General features: G+C 49.7%; 19 protein-coding genes, 1 tRNA gene and 1 other annotated feature (1 of these 21 running past the window's edge). Of the genes, 2 read left to right on the top strand and 18 right to left on the bottom strand.

The features are described 5' to 3' along the window. Positions 1-45, bottom strand: a binding site (T-box leader); it reaches 152 nt to the left of the window's first position. From C7E00_RS03670 to C7E00_RS03655, 4 genes are all read right to left on the bottom strand, one after another. Next, positions 33-515 carry a DivIVA domain-containing protein gene (locus C7E00_RS03670; protein WP_105303011.1) on the bottom strand — a complete coding sequence of 161 codons (483 nt, stop codon included), beginning with the start codon at positions 513-515 and terminating at the stop codon, positions 33-35. It overlaps the preceding feature by 13 nt. Further along, positions 512-1,243: a YlmH/Sll1252 family protein gene (locus tag C7E00_RS03665; RefSeq protein WP_235897198.1), complete on the bottom strand. Its 732-nt coding sequence runs from the start codon at positions 1,241-1,243 to the stop codon at positions 512-514. Before C7E00_RS03665 ends, C7E00_RS03670 begins: the two co-directional genes overlap by 4 nt. 16 nt (positions 1,244-1,259) lie before the next feature. Beyond that, the gene (locus tag C7E00_RS03660) at positions 1,260-1,688 is read right to left on the bottom strand and encodes a cell division protein SepF (protein ID WP_105303009.1); all 429 of its coding nucleotides are present in this window, start codon (positions 1,686-1,688) and stop codon (positions 1,260-1,262) included. Between the two features lie 81 nt (positions 1,689-1,769). Further along, on the bottom strand, positions 1,770-2,825 hold the full coding sequence (locus C7E00_RS03655; protein ID WP_105303008.1) for a M42 family metallopeptidase: 1,056 nt from the start codon (positions 2,823-2,825) through the stop codon (positions 1,770-1,772). Between the two features lie 98 nt (positions 2,826-2,923). On the opposite strand from C7E00_RS03655, the gene C7E00_RS03650 reads away from it, so the two are divergent. After that, positions 2,924-3,271, top strand: coding sequence for a DUF1622 domain-containing protein (locus C7E00_RS03650; RefSeq protein ID WP_167836448.1), 348 nt, complete (start codon positions 2,924-2,926; stop codon positions 3,269-3,271). Positions 3,272-3,336: 65 nt separating this feature from the next. Here C7E00_RS03650 and C7E00_RS03645 read toward each other — a convergent pair whose 3' ends face one another. The 9 genes from C7E00_RS03645 to C7E00_RS03605 all read right to left on the bottom strand — a co-directional run bounded on the left by C7E00_RS03645 (position 3,337) and on the right by C7E00_RS03605 (position 17,088). After that, positions 3,337-4,359, bottom strand: a complete 1,023-nt coding sequence (locus tag C7E00_RS03645) for an ATP-binding cassette domain-containing protein (RefSeq protein WP_338022629.1) — start codon at positions 4,357-4,359, stop codon at positions 3,337-3,339. After that, positions 4,349-5,428: an ABC transporter ATP-binding protein gene (locus C7E00_RS03640; RefSeq protein WP_105303006.1), complete on the bottom strand. Its 1,080-nt coding sequence runs from the start codon at positions 5,426-5,428 to the stop codon at positions 4,349-4,351. The genes C7E00_RS03645 and C7E00_RS03640 overlap by 11 nt, the downstream gene beginning before the upstream one ends. A 14-nt stretch (positions 5,429-5,442) precedes the next feature. Beyond that, positions 5,443-6,378, bottom strand: a complete 936-nt coding sequence (gene oppC / locus C7E00_RS03635) for an oligopeptide ABC transporter permease OppC (protein ID WP_105303005.1) — start codon at positions 6,376-6,378, stop codon at positions 5,443-5,445. Next, positions 6,378-7,862 carry an ABC transporter permease gene (locus C7E00_RS03630; protein ID WP_105303004.1) on the bottom strand — a complete coding sequence of 495 codons (1,485 nt, stop codon included), beginning with the start codon at positions 7,860-7,862 and terminating at the stop codon, positions 6,378-6,380. Before C7E00_RS03630 ends, oppC begins: the two co-directional genes overlap by 1 nt. Positions 7,863-8,292: 430 nt before the next feature. After that, positions 8,293-10,407, bottom strand: coding sequence for an ABC transporter substrate-binding protein (locus C7E00_RS03625; RefSeq protein ID WP_105303003.1), 2,115 nt, complete (start codon positions 10,405-10,407; stop codon positions 8,293-8,295). A 153-nt stretch (positions 10,408-10,560) separates the two neighbouring features. Further along, positions 10,561-12,381: an ABC transporter ATP-binding protein gene (locus C7E00_RS03620; RefSeq protein WP_105303002.1), complete on the bottom strand. Its 1,821-nt coding sequence runs from the start codon at positions 12,379-12,381 to the stop codon at positions 10,561-10,563. Positions 12,382-12,383: 2 nt separating this feature from the next. Next, complete coding sequence (locus tag C7E00_RS03615; protein WP_239928528.1) at positions 12,384-14,150, bottom strand: ABC transporter ATP-binding protein; 1,767 nt, start codon at positions 14,148-14,150, stop codon at positions 12,384-12,386. A 143-nt stretch (positions 14,151-14,293) separates the two neighbouring features. Beyond that, positions 14,294-15,574 carry a metallopeptidase TldD-related protein gene (locus tag C7E00_RS03610; protein ID WP_105303000.1) on the bottom strand — a complete coding sequence of 427 codons (1,281 nt, stop codon included), beginning with the start codon at positions 15,572-15,574 and terminating at the stop codon, positions 14,294-14,296. Next, positions 15,574-17,088, bottom strand: a complete 1,515-nt coding sequence (locus C7E00_RS03605; protein ID WP_235897196.1) for a TldD/PmbA family protein — start codon at positions 17,086-17,088, stop codon at positions 15,574-15,576. The genes C7E00_RS03610 and C7E00_RS03605 overlap by 1 nt, the downstream gene beginning before the upstream one ends. A 32-nt stretch (positions 17,089-17,120) precedes the next feature. Here C7E00_RS03605 and C7E00_RS03600 point away from each other — a divergent pair. Further along, a tRNA-Ser gene (locus C7E00_RS03600) sits at positions 17,121-17,209 on the top strand. 65 nt (positions 17,210-17,274) lie between these two features. On the opposite strand, the gene C7E00_RS16315 is transcribed toward C7E00_RS03600, so the two are convergent. From C7E00_RS16315 to asnS, 5 genes are all read right to left on the bottom strand, one after another. Beyond that, positions 17,275-18,084: a hypothetical protein gene (locus tag C7E00_RS16315; protein WP_135358147.1), complete on the bottom strand. Its 810-nt coding sequence runs from the start codon at positions 18,082-18,084 to the stop codon at positions 17,275-17,277. Between the two features lie 745 nt (positions 18,085-18,829). After that, positions 18,830-18,982: a zinc-ribbon domain-containing protein gene (locus tag C7E00_RS03585; protein WP_105302997.1), complete on the bottom strand. Its 153-nt coding sequence runs from the start codon at positions 18,980-18,982 to the stop codon at positions 18,830-18,832. 24 nt (positions 18,983-19,006) lie between these two features. Further along, a complete protein-coding gene (locus C7E00_RS03580) occupies positions 19,007-20,875 on the bottom strand; it encodes an ABC-F family ATP-binding cassette domain-containing protein (RefSeq protein WP_105302996.1) in 1,869 nt (622 codons plus the stop codon). 10 nt (positions 20,876-20,885) lie between these two features. Next, positions 20,886-21,716, bottom strand: coding sequence for a LicD family protein (locus C7E00_RS03575; protein WP_105302995.1), 831 nt, complete (start codon positions 21,714-21,716; stop codon positions 20,886-20,888). A 22-nt stretch (positions 21,717-21,738) separates the two neighbouring features. Beyond that, positions 21,739-23,127 (bottom strand): asparagine--tRNA ligase, encoded by a 1,389-nt coding sequence (gene asnS, locus C7E00_RS03570; protein WP_105302994.1) that lies wholly within the window; start codon positions 23,125-23,127, stop codon positions 21,739-21,741. Positions 23,128-23,150 lie beyond the last annotated feature (23 nt).

The following is a 23,150-nucleotide window of genomic DNA, read 5'->3' as shown; positions in this document are numbered from 1 at the left end:
TATAACGACTTCAGACAGGAGCACGTCCTCAATCAATGCATTTTCTGTTCAGCTTCATTCAGCCAGCGCAGATCAGGCATCTTCGGAAGCCGGAATTCATCCAGTTCCTGAATCATTCCCTCCAGCTTCTTCTTCGTCGAATCTCTGACCGTGTCTGCATCACCATACAGCTTGGAAAGATCCGTCAGGATCAGACGAGCAGTCACCAAACTCTCATGAATAATCGAGTCAGCATTCTTCTGGGCAGTGTCGATGATCTCATTGGCTTCCCGAAGCGACAGCCTGGCAATATTGTCAGCCGCCTGCTTCTGAGCTTCCAGAGAATTCTCCAGTGCCTCATACTGCCGCTGAAGCTCTTTCATGCGGTTTTCCGCATCCTCGAGCTGCTTCTGATAAAGCTCAACCTGTTTCTGCAGCTTCTCCACTTCAGACGCATAGCGATCCATGGCATCATCCACCGCAAACCGATCATACCCATTGCGCATGACTCTGAATGTCGGTCTCGGTGCTGTCATGACGAACGCTCCTTTCCCTGGATGTCCTGCAGGAATTCTGCTACGATCCGATCCTTCTTCGTATGATTCCGGACCCCCTGATACGTAAAACGGCCGGTCCCCCGGATCGAAATCGTATTGCCATTATCGCACATTTTATCGGGTGCTTCAAGAACGCGATGATTGATCTGAACCTTGCCCTGACGGATCATTTCCTTGGCTTCATTCCGCGAACAATGAGCCAGGGAAGCCACAATCGCATCAAGCCGCTCGCTGGCAATTACCGCTTCAACTTTCTTCGTATAGAACACCTGCACCGGATGTTCCTCAATCCGGTGAAACGACACATTCAGCCTCGAAATCCGGGTGAGATTATCTTCCAGGAACCTGCCCATCTGATCCGAGGTATACAGATAGATGCAGTTCTCCTCCATCCAGAAATCCCCGAAACTATGCCGGTCGATCTGCAGACTCATCAGTGAACCGAGAATATCCCGGTGACCGATCGTGCGGAAGCGCTGATCTGTCTCTGCTTTCAGGCAGACAATATCAGAAAAGTCATCCTCCTCATCTCTGAGAAAGATGACTTTCTTTTTCCGAGCTCCCTCATATCCGCCGTCATATCTGATCAATGCGGATTCGGGAAATTCTGACTGAACTGAGGCAAGTTCTTCTTCATTCAGGAAGAAGGATTCTTCATGCATGTGCCGGCGTTCGCTCTGCTTCTGCAGATCACGAAGACGGATCAAAGCATCCTCTCTCTCATCAGTCATCATCGCTGTCTAACGAAATCGCTCCATCCACTCCGACATTCTTCGGCGTGCAGAGAATCACGTTATGGCCGATCTTCTGAATCGTTCCATCCAGCGCAAAGACAACACCCGTCAGGAAATCAATCGTTCTCTGGGCATAGTCTCTCTGCAGACGATGCAGATTCACCACTGCGGCTCTGCGGCTCTTGAGATGTCTTGCAATCTCTTCAGCCTCTTCGAAGCTGCGCGGTTCAAACAGCACCATCTTGGTATCCGCAGATACCTGTCTGACATTCTGATTTTTCGTTCTCTCGTACTGGCTCACTGGTCTTGTCTCACTCTGCCTGTATTCCGGTTCTTCTTCAGTTTCTTCTTCTTCATCATCGTCTTCATCTTCATCGACAGGTGCGACGAAGTTGAATAATTTATCTTTCAGTCCCATAGTAAAGCCTCCTGCAACCGTGGTTATTATAGCATTCTATCAAGGTGCAGGCAATCTGCCGAATGGCTTTGCTATGCGGTTTCAGAGTGAATCAACTGTATTCTGATCCAGATGGGAAACCAGCGTCACCGCCAGATCTACCGCTGCCCGGTAGTCCTGATACGTGCACCAGCAGTTGCTCGAATGGATATAGCGTACCGGAATCCCAATCACAATGGAAGGTACTCCTTCCAGATAGATTCTGCCGCCATCAGTTCCGCCTCCGGACCGTACGCTTTCCTGAACCGGAATGCCTTCCTCTACAGCAAGATCCAGTGCAAGCTTCTGGAAACGCGGATTCGTGATCATCGAGACATCGAAATGTCTCAGCATCGGTCCCTTCCTGAGGGCCGCCTGCACCAGGTAAGGATCCTGGAACGTATCATCTGCCGGACACCCCTCAAAAGCAATCATGACATCCGGTCTGAATGCTTTGTAGTTTGCATAGACTCCGCGCTCGCCGACTTCTTCCTGTACGGAAAACGCTCCCTGCACAACACACGGAAGATCCTTTCCCTGCAGTTCTGTCAGCGTCTGAATCTCGGCCGCAACCCCAATCCTGCAGTCAAATGCCTTGCCTTCAAACAGCTGCCTTCCTTCATCATACGTGCAGGTCACATCCGGAACCCCGGGAGTGGCAATTCCAATGCCCATCCTTTCAGTCTCTTCCTTGCTGCAGCATCCCGCATCAAGCACCATCTGATCGAAAGAAACTGGCTGCAGGCGCTCTGCAGCAGTCTGGAAATGCGGTGGTTTTGCCGCCACAATTGCTGCATAATCCTTGCCATCGCGATTGCGCAGCCTGAACCTGCTGGAAGGAAATGAACTGTCAGAAATACCGCCGATTTTCAGAAACTTCATGGTCCCGTCCGGCTTCACTGCCTGCACGATCACCCCGACTTCATCGAGATGGCTGTCCAGCATCACTTTCGGCTTGCCGGAATCATCCGGATTCAGAACAGCCCGCACATTGCGCATGTGATCTTCTTCCGGCTCCAGCCATGACAGCTCATCTTTCACAAGATCGCTGACTTCATCTTCGAATCCGCTCGGGCCGAAGGCATTGGATAATGCAATAATCCGATCAATCTCTTCCATCTGTTTTCCTCCAGATCTTTTACTGCTATTATTGCACAACGGTGTATTCTCTGGGCGGATACGGTACAATGAAAACCAGAACAGGAGTACAACTCGATATGACTGAAGCACTTAACTCTTTTCTCAAACAGCTGGTAAATATCTCTTCTGTCTGTCTTGAGCTTACTGCAATCATTGTAATGCTTTATTCCGCGATCAAATCTCTGCTTCTGTGGATCCGGGAAAAAGAAGTAGGCGTTTCCCTCGAAAAAGGGATCTCCACCGCCCTGGAATTTCTGATGTGCGGCGAAGTGCTGAAAACGACAATTGCCTATGATATCGAAGACTATATTTCCCTGGCCTGCATTATCGCGCTGCGAGCTGCCCTCGGCTTTGAGGCAAGCATGGAGATGCGTCATAAGAAGATGGAAAACGGAGTCCTGAAAGAAGATTCCGAGCATAAGTAACCTCAGCGAACAAGCCTTCGAAGAACCGTGTTCATCAAAGAAAGCGTCCGGATGGACGCTTTCTTTTATTCGATAATCGGCTCTTTCTCCATTTCCTCGAGCTTCTTCTCGTATTCTGCTTTCTCGCGATCATTCATGAATACGTAATGTCCCGGACGGATCTCACGCAGTTTCGGCTTTTCACCCGAAAGATCACGTTTGGATTCATCATAGATCATGATCTCTTTTGCTTTTTCGATTTCCGGATCCGGCATTGGGACTGCCTGAAGCAGAGAATGCGTATACGGATGCAGCGGATAGCGGAACAGTTCATCTGACGGAGCTACTTCGACGATGCGTCCGTTATGAATCACGGCAATGCGGTCGGCAAAATAGCGGACAACGCTCAGATCATGCGCGATGAACATATACGTGAGCTGATGTTCCTGCTTGAACTGGTTCATCAGATTCAGAACCTGTGCGCGGATCGACACATCAAGTGCAGAAATCGGTTCATCTGCGATGATGAATTCCGGGTCCATGACCATCGCTCTGGCAATGCCGACACGCTGACGCTGGCCGCCTGAGAATTCATGCGGATAGCGGGATTTGTGCTCCGGCAGAAGTCCGACAGCGCGGAGGGCTTCATCTACCTTCCGTTCCCGGTCCTCTTCATCTTTGTACAGATGGAAGTTATAGAGCCCTTCTGAAATGCAGTAGTCAATCGTCGCACGCTCGTTCAGGGAAGCAGCCGGGTCCTGGAAAATCATCTGAATATTGCGAACCACCCATTGGCGATCCTCTTTAGACAGACGGGTATTGATCTTCTTGCCCTTGAACAGGATATCTCCATCACTGGTTTCATTCAGGCGGATGATGGAACGGGCAATCGTAGTCTTGCCGGATCCGGACTCGCCGACCAGGGCAAATGTCTCTCCTTTATAGATCCGGAAGTTTGCATCTTTGACCGCCCGGAAACGATGCTTGCGGTTATTATGGAAGGTCACTTCCAGGTGCTTCACATCAACCAGGATTTCTCTGCCATTCTCGTCATACATCGGCTTCACATCAGCCGGCACATGCAGCTGTTCGTGTTTATTATCGGTCACCGTAGATTCCTCCCTTCGATGTCAGTGCAAGCATGCGCTGATGAAGATTCTTCACCGCTGCAGGCGGTTCCACCTTCGGAGCTCTCGGATCCAGCAGCCAGGTCTTGGCATAATGTGTATCCGAAACCTTGAAGAACGGAGGTTCTTCTTCGTAATCGATCTTCATTGCATAATTGTTGCGCGGAGCAAATGCATCTCCTTTGATTTCCTCAAACAGAGAAGGCGGTGTGCCGCGGATCGCAAACAGTTCTTCTCCCTTCTGGCCCAGCTGCGGCAGCGAAGACAGAAGACCCCAGGTATACGGATGTCTGGAATCATAGAAAATCTCATCCACATTCCCATACTCGATAATCTGGCCTGCATACATGACTGCAACAACATCAGCAACATTTGCAACAACACCAAGGTCATGCGTGATGTAGATTGTCGTGAACCCGTATTCTTCTGCAAGGTCCTTGATCAGACGGATGATCTGAGCCTGGATCGTGACATCCAGAGCGGTCGTCGGTTCATCGCAGATCAGAATCTTCGGATGGCAGGCAAGCGCAATCGCAATGACAATTCTCTGACGCATGCCGCCGGAATACATGAACGGATATTCATCATAGCGAAGCTCCGGATCATGAATTCCGACCTTCGTCATCAGTTCAATGGCTTCCGCTTTCGCCTCTGCCTTGGACTTCTTCTGATGCTTGATGATGACTTCGGAAATCTGATCGCCGATCGTGCGGACCGGATTCAGAGAGGTCATCGGGTCCTGGAATACGGTAGCAATCTTGATGCCGCGGATTTTCTCCCATTGCGCATCCGTGTTGAACTTGGAAATATCCTGGCCTTCAAACCAGATCTCTCCTCCGGTAACGGAACCATTCGCATCCAGCATTCCAGTAAAGGTCTTCGTGAATACGGACTTGCCGGAGCCGGACTCGCCGACAATCGCAACGACCCTGTGAGCTTCGAAATCCATTGAGATATGGCGGATTGCAGTAAGCACACGGCCGCGCACCTGGAACTTCACCTGCAGATCCTTGACGGAGAGAATGATATCTTTTTCTTTGTTTTCTGACATCGTTTCCCACCTCCTCAGATCATATGCGTGCGCGGATCACTTGCATCAGCAAGCGTCTGGCCGACGATGTAAAGCGAAACTGAAATCACTGCGGAAACCGTGACCGGAATCCAGAACAGATAAGGAGTAGACACCAGATATGGCGAATAGTCACGGATCATCTGTCCGAGGGAAGCATACTGTCTGCCAAGTCCGACTCCCAGATACGAGAGGAAAACCTCATAGGAAATAAAGGAAGGAATATCGCGGCTGATTTCCGTCATGATCACAGAAACCAGATAAGGAAGAATATTCTTCGTGATCATGGTCCAGGTTGAGGTACCGAGGCATCTGCTTGCAAGGTTATATTCGCGATCGCGGATAATCATGACCTGAACGCGGATGAAGTAAGCCACGCTGACCCAGGAAGTGATCGAAAGAGCAAAGATCAGAGATCCCATGCCGGAGCCGAGTGCATATACCAGAACCATTGCGATCAGGGTAGTAGGAATATTCGCAAGGACGTTGTAGACCTGGATCATGATGGCATCGACACGCTTCGAGAATCCCCACCACATGCCGACCACAACCCCGACGACTACGGTAATTGCAGTTGCAGAAAACGAAACAATCAGAGAATTGCGGGTACCTGCCCACACGGCATCGAACAGCGAGTTGCCTTTGTCATCAGTTCCGAACCAGTAAGTTCCGTTCGGACGGATATACTTCATCGCCTGCTTATTGATGTTCGGAGTCTTCATCGGTGAATACCCGGAGAACATCGGCTGAAAGATCGAAAGCAGAACAACCGCAATGACAACGACCAGCAGCGCGATCGCAATCTTTGAGCGGAAGAACTGACGGAATACGCTCTTCCAGTAGCTGTACTTAGGTGCGGCAATATGTTCAGAAGCAGAATCATCAGCCTTCTGGAAGGTAAAGCGATCATCCTTTACATTGATTTCAGACATCAGTCTTCTCCTTTCGCAGTCAGCTGAATACGCGGATCCACCAGCGTCATCAGAAGGTCACCAAGCAGAACAGCAAGAATCGACAATGCAGTAAAGATAAACGTCAGCGTGATGATCATATTGTTGTTCATCTTCGTGATTGCGTCCGGAAGCATCTTGCCCATGCCAGGCACAGCAAATGCAGACTCGGTGATGAATGCACCGGAGATGCAGAGAATCACGGACGAAGGAATTCCATTCACAATCGGAATGATTGCATTTCTCAGAATATGCTTGCGGAAGATTTCCTTCTGAGAAAGTCCCTTTGCTCTGGCAAACTTCACATAATCGGCATTGACCTGGTCGATCATGTAACGTCTGACCCACATCATCAGAGAAGGAGTATTCAGCAGAGCCAGGATAACCGTAGGCATGAGCCACGAGCGCACATCCTGGAAACCGAGCTGAGGGAACTTATCAGGAAGACCGAACAAGGTTCCGATCGAACGCATGAAGAAGATGAAGGCAAGAGAAGGAACTGCAATCAGGATATTGATATAAGCAATTCCGAGCTTGTCGCGGAACTTTCCTTTATGCTGTGCCATATCAATTGCCAGGGGAACACCGAATGCATAGGCAATGATCAGGGAAATGATGCCCATGATATAGGAAGTCTCAATCATCGAAGGCTGCGTATACCTTGATTCGCAGTCAGCATAATGATCTGAGAATCTCTTCGCATCCAGGCGATCCGGGGAAACCTTGTAACGGCAGCTCGTCTGGATCAATGCAGAATCTTCAGTGAGCCCCGTATCAAACGTCTGGGAAGTCATCTTCAGCTCGCCCTGTCCTTCCGATATTACCTGGATGGTATCAAGACCCTGGTTGGTCGGATAGGAAGTACCGAAGTTGAAGCGGAAGAAATTCTGATGTACAAACGGGAAGCTGCTGTCGAAGTAAATCTGATACTTGTAATTGCAGCCTGAGCACGTAATTGCAGGAGTCCCGTTATACGGATTCGTCCCGATCGAATAGCCTCTGGCAAGATCCGGGTTGGCATCATCCTGAATATATCCAGGATGATCAAACTCAAACATCTGGGAATAATAATGTCCGAGCAGCTCAAGCCAGTTATAATCATGGGTCACATACGGGTCACCGTTTTTCTGCTTCGCAGTGACATAACCCTTTGATTCCATGACTGCGACAGCAGACGTCTGCTCTTCTGAGCCATTGACAGAACAAGCGGCGACTTTCTCGGTATCGTCTCCATATACTGTCCCGCAGAAATCGCTTTTGCGCTGATAATCCATATACCCCAGCTGATCATACTTCTGCAGCATATACAGCGTCTTGGTTTCGCCTTTCATCTTGGTGAAGGCAGGATCATTGTCGAAGACCTTGCTCCGCGGAATCAGCGTGAAGATCATCACGATAATGATTGACATCACTGCAAATAGGGCCACAATGGACCTCAGCAGCCTCGAAAGAATATACTTAGCCATACCAAATCCGTTCCTTTTCCTCGCAAATCATCTTTTTCCATGCCGGAATCTTTCCCCTGAAACAGGCACTATTAAAGAAAATGCGCTTAGTAATTATATCATAGGTCTTTCACATTGCCATGAACCGAACGGCATTGTTTCAGATGATGCACAGATGATACTGAAAATTCGGTCAGTGCTTTCTGAAAATGAAATAGTTTGCTGTACCTGAATCGTTCCATTCCCATCGGATCAGAGGATCTCCTTCCGATCTTTCTCTCACCTAGACTAGTCATTTTTCCCAGAATAGATGCATTTCCGTCTGAACCTGTCCGATTCCAGATGAATCAGAAAATGGCCCCTGCACCAAGGGGCCAGCACGATCGTGCTTTCCTTTCTGCAGAGACCATTTCTATGTGTCTGATTCGTGATCAGTTTCAGTCAGGGCTTCTCAGTTCGCACCGGTCAGAACTGCTGCAGTTCCGCCCGTCTTGAAGTCATCGTAAGCCTTGTTGTAATCATCAGTGGTTACAACGCCTTCCTGAAGCTTGAGTCCCTTGTACTTGTACTCAGTAAGTCCGGTCGTGGAGTAAACGCGGCTGAACGGAACGATGTGGCTTACGCGAACCGTTCTGGACTGCATCTGGCCAGGAATGAAGAAGCACTTGTCAACCAGTTCCGCATCAGCTTCAGCGAATGCCTTATAACGCGCATCCAGATCATCATAGATTGCATCAGCCTTGCGATAGAGGTCCTCATATTCCTTGAGGCCGACCTGCTCCTTGATGTCATCATCAGAGCCATAGACCGGATCGCCTTCGTTCACTGCATCAGCAGTCTGGGAAGAATCCGTCAGACCCATGGACTTCATATAGTATCCGGAAACCGGGCTGTAGATGTCGACGAAGGACTTCGGATCAGCATAGTCCGGAGACCAGCCAGTGAAGGTGGAAATGTCGTAATCAGCTTCTGCCGGGCTGTTGCTGTAGTAAGCAATGTTCTTGACGGTATCCTGATCTCTCATAACCAGTTCGATCACAATCTGGCCGTCTGTAGCAGACTCAACAGAATCCTTGAGGGACTGTCCCTGATCAACCAGTCTCTTGTTGGTTTCAGGAACAAGCATATCCAGGTGAATCGGCTTGTCAGCGCTGATATCCAGGCCATCTGCTTTCGCAGCTTCGAGGTACTTGAGTGCTTCGTCCTTGCTGTAGAACGGATCCTGGCCATCGGACAGATCAATATCCGTGCCGGTACGAGCATCATAAGCCTGTGTTACAAGATCGCCATAAGACGTTCCGTCAGAAGTACGGACAACCTCCGGGAAGTTGTTCATATTGCGGAGCATTCCCTTCGCCAGATCTTCCGGAGCAGAAACCATCAGATAAGAAGTACGATCCCATGAAGCACGGAGTGCCTTGCGGAAGTTCTCATTCAGGATCGCATTGTGCGTACGCTCTGCTTCAGCAGTATCTGTTGCATAGTTCGTGTTGTCAAATGTCTGACGGTTCATATTGAAGACAATACCGAAGACAGACGGATTCGGAAGAGACTCTGTTGTATATCCAGCATACTTCGTCATGTACTGATCGAAGTTCTCCCACTGTGCAGAGATCGGTGCATATGCATAGATGCCCTGTTCGAAGGAGCGGATTGCAGAATACGGATCAGAGCCATCATCATAGATTCTCGTAACCGTCTTCATGTAGACATGATCTGCATCCCAGTAGTTCTCGTTCTTCGTCAGAACTGTGGAAGATTCCAGATCATAGGAAGTCAGGATATAGCCGCCATTGTAGAGAATGGAAGCCGCATCCGTCGTGCCGAACGAGCAGGAAGTCTGATCCGGAGCACCAAGCTTGCAGCCGGTTCCCTGGGATTCCAGGAATTCACGGTTGACCGGATAGAGAACTGCATAAGTCGTCATGGACGGGAAGTAGGAAGTAGGAGCTTCCAGCGTGTATTCCAGAGTCAGATCATCGACTGCTTTGATGCCGACTTTATCCCATGCTTCATCAGAATAGTCGCCGTTAGCCATGTAATCAGCATATCCCTTGATCACACCCTGCATCAGCCAGGCAGTGCCGCTGTTGAATTCAGCACCATGACGAAGACCTGCAACGAAGTCATCAGCCTTGACGGTGTCATATTCTTCGCCAGTGTTGGTTACCCACTTGACGCCATCTCTCAGATGGAAGGTGTAAGTCAGACCGTCGTCACTGACATCATAGCTGGTCGCCAGGCACGGAGCCAGGTTTCCGTAAGTGTCATTTTCCAGAAGGCCATCGACAAAGTTTGCATTGTACTCATGGTCTTCGGCAAGAGCAGTAACCAGATAGTCCATCGACTGGATCTGATAGCTCGTGTACTCGGTCATGTTGTCCGTATCAGACAGCTTGATGTCAGCAGCTGCCGTATCGGACATGTACTCCTCGGCGCCTGCGCTTGCGCTTGCTGCTGCGGTAGCAGCTGCAGACTCCGTTGCTGCTGCGGAAGAAGATCCGCCGCATCCAGCCAGAGTTACAGCCATCATCGCAGAAAGAAGCACTGCAGATAATTTCTTCATAGCTTTTCCCTCCTGATTCAATTGCTATGGTTTGAGTTTAGCTTAAAGTGTTCAAGAAAACAACACTGTCATTTCACGGAATTTTCACGTTTTTCACATTTGATTCACTTTTCATCTGGTTTTTTTCATCATTTTCAGAAAATGAATCTGCGTCTATTCTGCAAGATCCGGGGCTGAAAGCTCGAACTGGCGCGTGTAAAGACTATAGTAGTACCCTCTCTGCTTCATCAGCTCATGGTGTGTTCCATGCTCGATGATCTTTCCATCTCTTACGACCAGAATCACATCCGCATCGACAATTGTGGAAAGCCGATGCGCAATCACAAACGAAGTCCTTCCCTTTGTCACTGCTGCGATCGCATTCTGAATTGCTTTTTCGGTCACGGTATCAATGGAAGAAGTAGCTTCATCCAGAACCAGAATCCGCGGATCAGCCAGCAGCGCCCTGGCAAATGACAGCAGCTGCTTTTCTCCAGTAGAGAGAAGATCTCCGCCTTCTCCGACCTCACTGTCAAGGCCATGATCCATCTTGCGGATCACGAAGTCCGCAGAAACCATCTGCAATGCCTTCATGATCTCTTCATCACTCGCATCCGGCTTTCCATAGCGCAGATTATCCCGGACCGTTCCGGAAAACAGATGCGGCGTCTGGAGCACGTAGCCGATATTGGAATGCAGCCAGAGCTGGCTTCTCTCGCGGGCATCTCTGCCATCGATCAGCACCTGGCCGCTGGTCGGTTCATAGAACCTGCAGACGAGATTGACTAACGTGCTCTTTCCCGCTCCGGTCTCGCCGACAATTGCGACATTCGTTCCCTGCGGGACATTCAGATTGAAGTGTTCCAGAACATTCTCCGTCCCGTCCGGATACCGGAATGTGACATCCCGGAACTCGACATCTCCGTATAACGGTTCCCAGTTCTCCTTCTTCGGATGAAACGTATCTCCGTATTTTTCAATGACTTCCGGCGTATCCGCGACATCAGAAGCCGTATTCATCAGCTTCGTGAACCGCTCGATATTCACCTGCGAAGCAACCAGCGCAGAAATCGTCTGCACGATTGCCTCAATCGGATCCATCAGATTCAGCGCATAGCTCATGAATACTGACAGGGTTCCGATCGTCATCACCTGCTCTCTGGTGATCATTCCGCCCCGCCAGAGCACCACTGCCAGAGCCATTGAGCTCATCAGCACCATGGTCGCAGAAAGCAGTGCACTGTAATGCACCGCATGCACCGACTCTTTCCGCATCCGCTCCGTATCTTTCTGAAAATCAGAATTGATCACCGATTCCACTGCCATCGTCTTGATGGAACGCACACCGGTAATTCCCTCATTGAAATTCCCGGTAATCGTCGAATTGATCTCACGGATCCGGCGGTTCAGGGCAACAATCCGCTTCTGGAACCAGCTGATCAGAAATACCGCAATCGGCACCAGCAGAATGATCCATGCCGTCAGCCTCGCATTCATCCTCAGCATGATCACAAGCACGAAGATCAGATAGGAGCCATTCCAGATCAGATCCATGAACCGCCAGGCAGCAATTTCTCCGATTCTGCCGGTATCGCTCATGACCCTTGCATGAATGTAGCCGACATTATTCTGATTGAAATAAGAGAAAGACAGGGTCTGCAGATGACTGAAGCTCGCCTCCCGAAGATCATGATCCACGCTCATCTCAATCTGTCCTGCCCAGTAGGTGCTGATCAGATTGATTACCACCTGCACCGCCAGAATTGCAATATAGAGCCCGATGAACCTCGGCATCGTATCGAGCGTCTTCAGCGTGATGAAATGATTCAGTGCATACTGATTGAACAGCGGATACACCGAGTCAATTGCCGATGCGGCAAGTCCGAGAACCATCATCGCAATCAGCTTTTTCCGGTAAGGACGCACATAGGGCATCAGCTTCGGAATTCCGAAAAACGGAAGAGAAACCTGCTCTTCTTTTTTCTTCTCGCTCATGATCAGCCCTCCTGTCCCTGCATCTGCAGATCATAGATCTTCCGGTAGATGCCGTTCTTCTCCAGCAGCTGCTCATGCGTTCCCTGCTCGGCAACTCTGCCCTGATCCAGTACGATGATCTGATCTGCCTGCATCAGCGTCGTGATCCGATGTGCAATCAGAATCACGGTTGAAGTACCGCTGCTTTCATGAATCGCGGTACGGATCTTCGCATCCGTCTCCGCATCGACTGCGGAAAGCGAATCATCGAAGATCATGATCGGAGGCTTCCGGATCAGCATCTGCGCAATCGCCGTCCGCTGCTTCTGTCCGCCGGACAGCGTCACGCCTCTTTCTCCGACGAATGTCTCATATTTATCTGTGAAGTGTTCCACCGTATCATCCAGATCAGCAATCTCAGAAGCCTGTCTTACTTCTTTCAGATTCGCGGTCGGCTTGGCAATCCGGATATTCTCAAACAGCGTGCGCGAGAACAGATACGGCTCCTGCAGCACCATTCCGATCTGGGTTCTGACCCAGGATGCCTTCATATCAGCAATATCCACTCCGCCAATTGTGATCTTCCCCTTCGAGAGCGGATACATGCGATCCAGCAGATACATCAGCGTCGACTTTCCGGACCCGGTGCCGCCGAGAATGCCAACCGTAGAACCAGCCTTCACAGTGAAAGACACATCATCCAGAATCTCTCCGGCTCCGTTCTCATACTGATACGAGACATGATCAAAGACGATATCCTGAAGCAGATCCGGAGTCAGTGCATCTGGTTTATCCTGTTCTTCTTCCGCATTCATGATCTCCCGGATACGGTCGATGGAAACTCCGGTCTTGGAGAGATCTGCAATGATTCTGCCGAGCATACGCACCGGCCACGTCAGCATCGCATTATAGGATAGAAACGCAATATAGCTTCCCGCCGTCATCTCGCCATGCACGCAGAACACCGCACCAGCCGACAGCACCGTCAGAATCTGCAGATAGGAAAACAGATCGCCGCAGGACCAGAACACCGAAAGATACTTCATCAGTCTGATCCAGAACTTCGTGTACTGATCATTCTGATTCGCAAATCTCGTCTTCTCATACTGCTCTCTGCCGAAAGCCCGCACAACCCGGACGCCCGTCAGATTCTCCTGGGCAATGGCTGACAGCTTTCCTTCTTCGATGTCTGCTTTTTCAAACGAAGCACCGATCTTATAGTAGAAGAAGATACTGTAGCCGATGATCACCGGAATGAAGAGACCCGCATAAAGCGTCAGCCGGCCGCTGATTCCCGCCATGAAGCAGAGCGACATCACGATCATCAGCACGATCCGGAACAAAGAGGTCAGCTGCTCCTGCAGGAACATCTTGATCGTCTCCACATCTGAGGTGCAGCGCTGGATGATATCGCCGGTCTGATGATCCGAATACCAGTTCACCGGAAGATTCAATAGATGCGCGAATACCTGATCTCTGATCCGTTTCACAAACCTTTCCGAGCCCTTCGAATTCATCAGCCGGAACACATACCGGAACAAGGATCTTAATAGTGCCAGCACCACGACCAGACCCGCAACCAGGATCAGAACATGCGGTCCATGCATGCCTGCTTTCTCCCAGAGCTGCTCCAGAAACGTCGGCAGCGAAGCCGGCTCGTCACCGATCACCGAGTCAACCGTAAAACCGATGATCTTCGGATTGACCATGTCAAGCAGAGTTACCAGACATGCTGAAATCAGACTCGCGGCAAAATACTTTCCCGAGCCTGACAGAAAATACAAGACCATGCTCCGCTTATTCGGAAAGCGGAGCTTTTTCCTCTCACTTTTTTTCATAGCACCTAATTTAGCATAATCTGCACGATCAATACAGAATCACTTCCCGCAAAGCAAAAAGTCAGACACGAAGTCTGACTCTATCAACCTGATGGTTACTCTGCACCGGCAATCTGCACATGGCACAGCCGCGTGACTGCCGGAATCACCATCGTATCGTACTGACGCTGTTCTTTCGAACCATACATCTCCTTCATCAGCACATGCATATTTCCGGAAACCGAGCCCCCGGTGACAATCTTTACTTTGCCATCCTGATGCAGGTAGCCAAGTCTGATCTCACCAGCAAGATCACCAGTCATCGGATTCACCTGGAAATCAGAGAACTCCGCAACCTCCAGATAATTCCCGCTCCGCAGCTCTTCTGCCGACCTGCTTCCGCCGCAGATTTCATAGTTCTGAGCCCGGAAACAATCCTTCAGCCCGAGATAATATGCACATTGCTGACTGCCGCAGTACGCCTCAGGCACATTGTTGTTCATCAGCACCAGATCTCTGACGGCTGCACCCTCGCTGTCATATCCGGTATTATGCGAAGAGTTCTTCAGATGAGCTACCGATTTCACCGTGAAACGATCTCCCTTTACTTCCTTCACTGCTTCGGTTCCGATCGCCCAGTCTGAGAACCTCCGATAGATATAATCTGAAGAAAGATGAGCCGTCATATACTCATAGATCTTTGCTGCATCCGGACCAGCCAGCACCAGATCGCCAGATCCAAGAGCAGGCGTCGGTACTGCATTCAGACGATCTCTGCCCATCTGCATCGTCTCTGCAAGATCCTTCTTCAGCATCTCTGCATCGCACGTTCCGGACGTATAGTTCCGGTACAGTTCGATTTCATGTCCGTCTTTTCTGGCATTGACAACTACTTCGATCATTGACTCCGGATACACCGAAGTCACATCAATTCCATTGGAATTGATGAATCTCCGCTTCATCGAGCTCGTGAAGATCTCATAGGAATTGATATCCTCACTCTCCGTCTCCGGAAGTTCTGTCATCGTGCGGATGAAATCCTCTGCAATCACCGCAGGATCTATCGCTTTCTGAGATTCCGGCACACCAGAACCAGGATGATGAAGCTCATAGTACGGATTCTTCACCAGCGATGCTTCTCTGCGCAGCTGCGCGATCATATCTCTGACTTCTGATTCTTCCGAACCAGCCGGAATCTCCATTCTTGCAGAACCAAGTTCTTTTCCATCTCCGATGGATTCATACACGCATACCGTTATATGCTCGGTATCCACAATCCGGTTCTGATCCAGTTCATGACGGATGAAATAGAACTCCCATCCTTCTTTCACCGTATCCGTGACTTCCCAGCCAGCTGCACCGGACTCTTTCAGCAATTCCAGGATTTTCTCATCCATCAGCCTAACCTCGCTTTCGCCTTCAGATAAGGACCGCCGTCAGAAACCTTGACGAACTCCTTATAGCCCTTGCCGCAATAACCCGAACCGAATGCCTGCACATCATGCGCAGCCATTGAGATCGATCCGAGCAGATCCGGTACATATCCGGTCAGCACAATCGGTCCGCATACCTTGCCGGTCAGCTTTCCATCTCTGATTTCATATCCTCTCTGCACAATACACTGAATGCCCCAGTGCTTCGGATCTTCCATGCCGGAATACATGCCAGAGAGAAGATAGCCATGAGAAATCGAATGGATCATATCTTCCATGGAATCATTTCCTCCCTCGAAGATCGTATTCGTCATGCGCGAATAAACCTTATGTTCGAAGTTCTGCCGCTTTCCGTTTCCTGTCGGCTTCGTATGAAGACGCAGTGCACTCAATACATCGCATACGCCGGTCTTCAGAATGCCATGATCAATTTCCACCACATCTCCAGCCAGCGTTCCTTCATCATCAAACGCATACGAAGAAACTTCTTCAAGAACCGCAGCTCCTTCATGCATGGTAACCAGATCAGAACCTACCCGCTTCCCGATATAATCCTTGCCAAGCGCCCGGTTCTTCACAAACATATCCATCTCAACCCCATGGCCGAATGCTTCATGCGCAATCAGCCCGGATACCTCCGGAGACAGGATCACATCATACATGCCAGGCTTCACCGTTTCAGCTCCAAGCAGTTCATCTGCCTGCTTCAGCGCTTCCTTCAGGCACTGATCCATGCCTCTGAAAATCTCCGGTCCTTTTCTTCCGCTGACCGCAGAATAGCCCTGAACGCTTTTTCCATCTCTCATGCCGATTGCAGCAACCATGCCTTCTGAAATCACATAGCTCTGCCGCATATCCCGCTTCTGGCTCATGAACATCTTCGAGATATGGGTTGAAGAAGCATTTGCCACGCATTCGACAATATCCGGATGAGAAACACCTTCCTCACTCAGCTTGCTGAAGAACTTCACCAGTTTCTCAAGATCGCAGTTCTCCGGCATTTCTTCTGTTTCCATCTCTGCAGAAAACTGCAGCGGTTCTTCTTCCATCACCGGTGTCTGATAGACAGCAGTTCCCGTCTTCTGCAGCAGTTCTAGCTGCCGATCCAGATTCCTGCAGATCTTCTCTTCCATTACCTCCGGATGTTCCGGATCAAAGTCGTTGAATGCATATTCGCTGTACAGGCCATTCCTGCATACCCGTACCGTATTTCCCCGCTCCGTCGTCAATGTCTGGTGGCTGATCTGCTTCGATCTCTGCATGATCGATGCCTGAAACCCGACAGAATCAGACGAAAGCACGCTTACATAGTCATAATGTTCCTCCAGAAGGCTGATCAGCTTGTGGATCCCCGGAGCTATCCGGGTAAGATAATCTGAAAAATGAACTTTCATATTCAATCCTTTCAGCAGTGATCTTAACATATATTCCAGGATCTGTTCTGACTCAGGATCCGGATTGAAAACTTGTACCTCCATTCCTCCAGCTATGGTATAATCAACAGGCACACGGAGAAGTACCCAAGTGGTTGAAGGGACTGGTTTCGAAAACCAGCAGACGTGCAAGCGTGCGAGGGTTCGAACCCCTCCTTCTCCGCCATGTAAAAAACCGTTCAGAATTCTTATTCTGAGCGGTTTTATTATAGAAAGACTTTCCTTATATTTTCACGGATTGCATCTCTTGCATGGGACATATCCGGAATTTACTGCATCATCCCGGCTGTAGAATTCCACTCGATTAGATGGCTTCATATCAGAGACGCTGCTGCACCAGGAATAATGGAACTTCCTGGAATTGGCATTACCGATATACGGAGCACTTCCAGCATACGGATCATCATAGGTCTGGAAATTGCTTGTACCGCCTCCGGATTGCTCAGTATAAGTCTCCGTCTGAACCCGATCCGCATCGGAATACCATTCCGGGTGATAGGAACAATAGCCTCCCTGAACATAGGATGCATCTGATACCCATCCGCAGTCATCCGGGGTCGGAGTCTGTTCCGGAGTAGGAGTTGGTGTCGGCTCTGGGATAGGAGTAGGTGACAGTGTGGGAGTCGGGGTAGGTGCAGGGGTTGGTGTTGGAGTCGGCTCTGGCGTAGATGCTTCAGCAGTTTCAGGCGTCGGAGTTTCTAATGTGTCAGAAGCTGGTTCAGCGTTATTCTCTTCAGCTGCTAAATCCTGCGAAATTGCTGTCGCGGCAGCAGTGCTTTCCGGTGCAATCGCTGCGGATGCATCAGCCGCCTGCCCTGCACATGCCATGGTAAAGAGGCAGGTAATGCAGAGAACCGATTTAATCAGTCTGCTGCCGTCTGGAATACGATGATGCTTTCCACCAGATAACAGCAATAGTAATGTTCCTAGGATCCCGAGGATTTCTTCTGACAAGGAACCATTGCTGAATCCTGTCATTCCGAGAACGAGAAAACACAATGCAGCTATCCAAAGCAGTTCTTTTCTGATACTCGATTTCATTGTCACATTTCCCCTCTATGACTACCTTGATCTTACAACATTACGCTTGACCATGCATGATCATTAAAAACAGAACCATTTTGTAGACCCAAAACGCAAATACGGCAGATGCTTTCTTCGGCCAAAAAGCAGGGCTCTTGAATTATTGGCTTGCAGCAGGCAGCTTCAGACTTGCTTATCATCTCCCTAGTGCCTGATATCCTGATTCATAGCGCACTGAAAACATCTGCTGCTGTATTCTTCTTGTCTGCTGCCTATTCAGAGCGCGGATTGTGTGATTCTCAAAGCAGAAGTCCCAGTCCATTCTCCCATGGTATCTTTCTGCGCTGGTCCTGCTGTTGTATATTCGCTGGATTTTGCCGGAATCCCTCGCTATATCGTTCGGCACTCCTGGATCCTCGCTGATCTTCAGCAGATATACATGGTGCTTGTATTCATACCGAACTGCTTTCCGATTTCTGTCGTATCCGCGATAGTGCGTTTTCTGCATCTATCTCGGATACCCGGTCTCCGGATCAATCTTCTCTTCTTCAATGGCTCGATCATTTATAAACACCTCTCCTGCTTCACTAGTGTTGATTAAGCTGATACTGAAAGCCTTTTCTCAACAACCTAAATGATTCAAACAGGACCTGCCTGAAAGCTGAAAATGGGGAAATGACAGGCAGAATATTTCTCAATCGTTTATGGAGAATAAGAAAAACGCAGGAATCATCCTGCGAGTTTCGATAGATAGAAGACAAATTTACTTACCAAGTTTCTTAAACAGCTTCTTCGGATTGATCGCATCTGCTGCTTTGCTCAGAACTGCATCTACTTTATTATGCGTGATAGCACCGCAGTACGGGCACTTCTCGGCCCGATCCGGGATTGGCTTATGACATTTCCAGCATTCCATGATTCCGCATTCCTCCAGAGATGATCAGGAATTCATCTCTTCCCATTTCTCATAGAGATGGGCAAGCTCGTTATGAATATCATCGATCTTCTCATCGAGTTCATTCATCTTCTGATAATCCTGATAGTACTCGGGTTCAAAGCGCAGCGCACGATGAGCTTCCAGATCCTGTTCCTTTTCCGTGATCTGCTTCTCCAGCTTTGCAATCTCCCGTTTCTTTCCATCCGGGCTGAGCATCTTCTCAGCTGTCTTTTCCGGAATCACTGGTGCAGCAGCTTCCTGCTTCTTCGGTTCCGGAGCGGGGATTCCGTTCTTCTCTGCTACGTATTCATCATACGTCATCGGGCGATATTCTGCGCCGCCATTCTCCATGATCAGCAGACCAGTAGCCAGCTGTTCAATGAAATAGCGGTCATGGCTGACAAACAGAATCGTTCCGGAAAATCCCTTCAGAGATTCTTCCAGTGCTTCCTTGCCTGGAATATCCAGATGGTTCGTCGGCTCATCGAGAATCAGCACATTGGAATGCTGAAGCAGAAGCTTTGCAAAACTCAGCCGGACCTTCTCACCGCCTGAAAGCACATCCACGGTCTTGAATACTTCATCCGCACTGAACAGGAACTGACCGAGAACAGATCTCACCTGCGTCCTGTCGAGATCCGGATTCTCATCCCATAGTTCTTCCAATACCGTCTTACCGGAAGAGAACTGCGCAAGCTGCTGATCGAAGTATCCCTTCTCAATCTGATGACCCCATAAGAACGAACCGCCAAGCGAAGGAATCAGTTCCATCAGCGTCTTCACGAACGTAGACTTGCCGCATCCATTCGGACCGATGATCGCAATGCGGTCGCCTCTGCGCATCGACATGGATACTTCGGTCAGCGGATGATCATAGCCGATCTTCAGATGATCTGTTTCCAGCACCTTCTCGCCGCCTTTGATCCGCGGAGTGAAGTGCGCATGGAACGTCTTCATATCTGCTTTCTGCACCGGATCAAGCTTTTCCATCCGATCCAGATACTTGATCTTCGACTGTGCAAACGATGCTTTGTTCTTCTTATAGCGGAACTTCTCAATCAGTTCCTGCAGACGCTGGATATCTTTCTGCTGACGCTCATACGCCTGTTCCTGGCGTTCCAGATTATTCTTCTTCTGCACGACAAACGAAGAATAGTTACCGACATAGCGGGTCATCTTCCCGTATTCCATGTCATAGACAACATCCGCCGTATGATCCAGAAACATCCGGTCATGAGAAACCATGACAACCGCTTTCGGGTAGTTCTTCACATAGCCTTCCAGCCACTCGATCGTCTCCATGTCGAGATGGTTCGTCGGCTCATCCAGAAGCAGGATATCCGGCTTGGAGAGAAGAAGCTTCACGAATGCGATTCTGGTCTTCTGCCCCCCGGAGAATTCGCCGATCTTCCGATGAATCTCCTCCGGCGCAAAGCCGAACTTCGTGAAGACCGTCATCATCTCGGATTCCCAGCTGTAGCCATTAACAGCCTCAAATTTTTCCTGCAGTTCTGCGTAGCGGGAAAGGAGTTTCTCGGAAGAATCTGTCTTCATCCGTTCTTCCAGATCATGCATCTCATGTTCCATGGCAAGAACAGGCTCAAAGACCGCCCGCAGTTCCTGATCAACCGTCAGATTGTCATCCGACAGCGGCTTCTGCGCAAGATACCCGATCGTGACCCCGTTCATTCTGGAAACCGTTCCGGAATCGAAATCCATCTCTCCGCACATGCAGCGAAGGAATGTAGTCTTTCCGCAGCCATTGCGGCCGACGATCGTCACCTTCTCAGTTCCCTTGATTTCAAACTGCACGTCCTCGAATACGGAATCCGCACCGAAGGACTTGCTTGCATGACTTACCTGATAAAGCACCTGATTCTCCTTACAATCTGATATCTACGATATGCTTTGCAAACCGCTTGTTCTCCGGCGGCAGCTGTCTCCAGCTCGGAGCGATCGCAGTATTGAGATATTCTTCCGGATGATGGGCAATCGGCAGTTCAGTGTCCTCAAACGGCACATACTGCGCCGGGAAAATATCATCATAGCGGAAGATGAACGGATGGAAAGGACTCTTCCAGACCCAGGTCAGATCAAAGCCGATATAGGGGCTGTGTTCTTTCTCGCACCGCTCGCTGTATGAAATCGCATTATGCATGATGAGGGATTTGATTCCCTTCGGATTCACATGGAAGACATTGTCCGCAATGATCTCAGGAACCATGAGCACGTCATTGGCCAGCCGGGGCGGCAGGTCCTTCCATTTATCGGTCGTGGCATAGTCCCAGACAAACACATCCAGAAATACACCATCGCAGCCATCATACCCTGTGCATCGATTGGACAGCAGGGAATTCACTTCTTTCAGATACGTTCCCTTCTTGCGGATCTTCATGCCCGGAATCAGCACGTTGAACCGCTTGTCCGTATACCAGCACTGAAATACATACTTGTCCGGACATTGTTCCTTCATGACCTCAATGAAGCGCATGAAATCACTGCGCATCATGAAAATATCCGCATCATCGTCCCACGGAATAAACCCCTTATGGCGAACCGCACCAAGCGCACTTCCGCCCGAAAGAAAATAGGGAATATCGTTCCTGCGGCAGAGCTCATCGATATCCTTCATCATCTCCAGAAGAACCATCTGGACATCATGAACTGTGATCTTTGTCCCATCCGGGTTCTGCTTCAGTACATATTCTTCCATTTTCCAAATATACTCCTGTTTCTCAGAACATCAGGTTGCGCGGCGTCCGTGCAAACGGAATCACGTCACGGATGTTCTCCATGCCGGTCACATACATGACAAAGCGCTCAAAGCCCAGACCGAACCCCGCATGCTTGCAGCCGCCGTACCGGCGAAGATCCAGATACCACTGATATCCATCCATCTTCATACCAAGTTCCTTCATGCGGTTTTCCAGCACATCGAGGCGCTCTTCTCTCTGGCTGCCGCCGACCAGCTCGCCGACACCCGGCACCAGCAGATCGCAGGCAGCAACCGTCTTGCCATCCTCATTCTGGCGCATGTAGAATGCTTTGATGTCTTTCGGATAATCCGTCAGGAACACCGGTCCCTGCACTACCTTATCGGTGATATACCGCTCATGCTCGGTCATGAGGTCCATGCCCCAGTGGATATCCTTATTTTCAAACTGCTCCGGATCTGCCTTCTTCAGAATCTCGATTGCTTCGGTATAAGGCATTCTGCGGAACTCGCTGTTCTTCACATGATCAAGACGCTCAATCAGACCCTTCTCAATGAATTCATTGAAGAACTTCATCTCTTCCGGACAGTTATCTTCCACATACTGGATGCAGAACTTCACCATGTCCTCGATGCAGTCCATATCATCTTCCAGATCAGCGAAAGCCATCTCCGGTTCAATCATCCAGAACTCAGCAAGATGGTTCGTCGTATTCGAATTCTCAGCCCGGAACGTTGGCCCGAACGTATACACATCGCGGAATGCCAGAGCAAACGCCTCAGCCTGCAGCTGACCGGAAACGGTCAGACTGGCATGCTTGCCGAAGAAGTCTTCGTCATACTTGCCATCGCTGCGGGTGGTAACCGTAAACGTCTCGCCGGCACCCTCAGCATCATTGCCGGTGATTTCCGGCGTATTGACATAGACAAATCCCTGGTCCTGGAAGAACTCATGAATAGCCATAGCCAGCGCGGAACGAACCCGGAATACCGCACTGAATGTATTGGTCCGCGGACGCAGATGACCGATCTCACGGAGATACTCAAACGAATGACGCTTCTTCTGAAGCGGATAAGTCTTGTCGCACTCTCCTTCCAGCACAATCTCCGTTGCCTGGATCTCGAACGGCTGCTTGTTATCCGGAGTAGCTACATACTTTCCGGTCACCGAAACAGCAGTGCCGGTCAGGTACTTTCCGACTTCTGCAAAATTCGCCAGCGACTGCTCATAGACGATCTGGGCATTCTTGAAATACGAACCGTCATTCAATGCCAGAAATCCGACATTCTTGCCAGCCCGGTTCGTTCTGACCCAGCCCTGCAGAAACACATATTCCACCTGGTCCTTCTCCAGCTGGGACCCTTCATTCGTCAGTTCATACAATTCCCTGACCGTCATTTCACTCAGCATAGTATTCTCCGATCTCTCCTTAC

Origin of the sequence: Anaerolactibacter massiliensis (genome assembly GCF_900290205.1) — a bacterium.
GTDB lineage: Bacteria > Bacillota_I > Bacilli_A > Erysipelotrichales > Erysipelotrichaceae > Bulleidia > Bulleidia intestinalis.
Note: the sequence above shows the minus strand (reverse complement) of the source record. Positions and strands in the feature narration are given on the sequence as shown.

What these genes read in the sequence shown, in the direction of transcription:
- C7E00_RS03670 (WP_105303011.1), bottom strand. Translation starts at nt 515, where the DNA reads ATGACAGCACCGAGACCGACATTCAGAGTCATGCGCAATGGGTATGAT.
- C7E00_RS03660 (WP_105303009.1), bottom strand. Translation starts at nt 1,688, where the DNA reads ATGGGACTGAAAGATAAATTATTCAACTTCGTCGCACCTGTCGATGAA.
- C7E00_RS03655 (WP_105303008.1), bottom strand. Translation starts at nt 2,825, where the DNA reads ATGGAAGAGATTGATCGGATTATTGCATTATCCAATGCCTTCGGCCCG.
- C7E00_RS03650 (WP_167836448.1), top strand. Translation starts at nt 2,924, where the DNA reads ATGACTGAAGCACTTAACTCTTTTCTCAAACAGCTGGTAAATATCTCT.
- C7E00_RS03640 (WP_105303006.1), bottom strand. Translation starts at nt 5,428, where the DNA reads ATGTCAGAAAACAAAGAAAAAGATATCATTCTCTCCGTCAAGGATCTG.
- oppC (WP_105303005.1), bottom strand. Translation starts at nt 6,378, where the DNA reads ATGTCTGAAATCAATGTAAAGGATGATCGCTTTACCTTCCAGAAGGCT.
- C7E00_RS03630 (WP_105303004.1), bottom strand. Translation starts at nt 7,862, where the DNA reads ATGGCTAAGTATATTCTTTCGAGGCTGCTGAGGTCCATTGTGGCCCTA.
- C7E00_RS03625 (WP_105303003.1), bottom strand. Translation starts at nt 10,407, where the DNA reads ATGAAGAAATTATCTGCAGTGCTTCTTTCTGCGATGATGGCTGTAACT.
- C7E00_RS03620 (WP_105303002.1), bottom strand. Translation starts at nt 12,381, where the DNA reads ATGAGCGAGAAGAAAAAAGAAGAGCAGGTTTCTCTTCCGTTTTTCGGA.
- C7E00_RS03615 (WP_239928528.1), bottom strand. Translation starts at nt 14,150, where the DNA reads ATGGTCTTGTATTTTCTGTCAGGCTCGGGAAAGTATTTTGCCGCGAGT.
- C7E00_RS03610 (WP_105303000.1), bottom strand. Translation starts at nt 15,574, where the DNA reads ATGGATGAGAAAATCCTGGAATTGCTGAAAGAGTCCGGTGCAGCTGGC.
- C7E00_RS03605 (WP_235897196.1), bottom strand. Translation starts at nt 17,088, where the DNA reads ATGGAGGTACAAGTTTTCAATCCGGATCCTGAGTCAGAACAGATCCTG.
- C7E00_RS16315 (WP_135358147.1), bottom strand. Translation starts at nt 18,084, where the DNA reads ATGAAATCGAGTATCAGAAAAGAACTGCTTTGGATAGCTGCATTGTGT.
- C7E00_RS03585 (WP_105302997.1), bottom strand. Translation starts at nt 18,982, where the DNA reads ATGGAATGCTGGAAATGTCATAAGCCAATCCCGGATCGGGCCGAGAAG.
- C7E00_RS03575 (WP_105302995.1), bottom strand. Translation starts at nt 21,716, where the DNA reads ATGGAAGAATATGTACTGAAGCAGAACCCGGATGGGACAAAGATCACA.
- asnS (WP_105302994.1), bottom strand. Translation starts at nt 23,127, where the DNA reads ATGCTGAGTGAAATGACGGTCAGGGAATTGTATGAACTGACGAATGAA.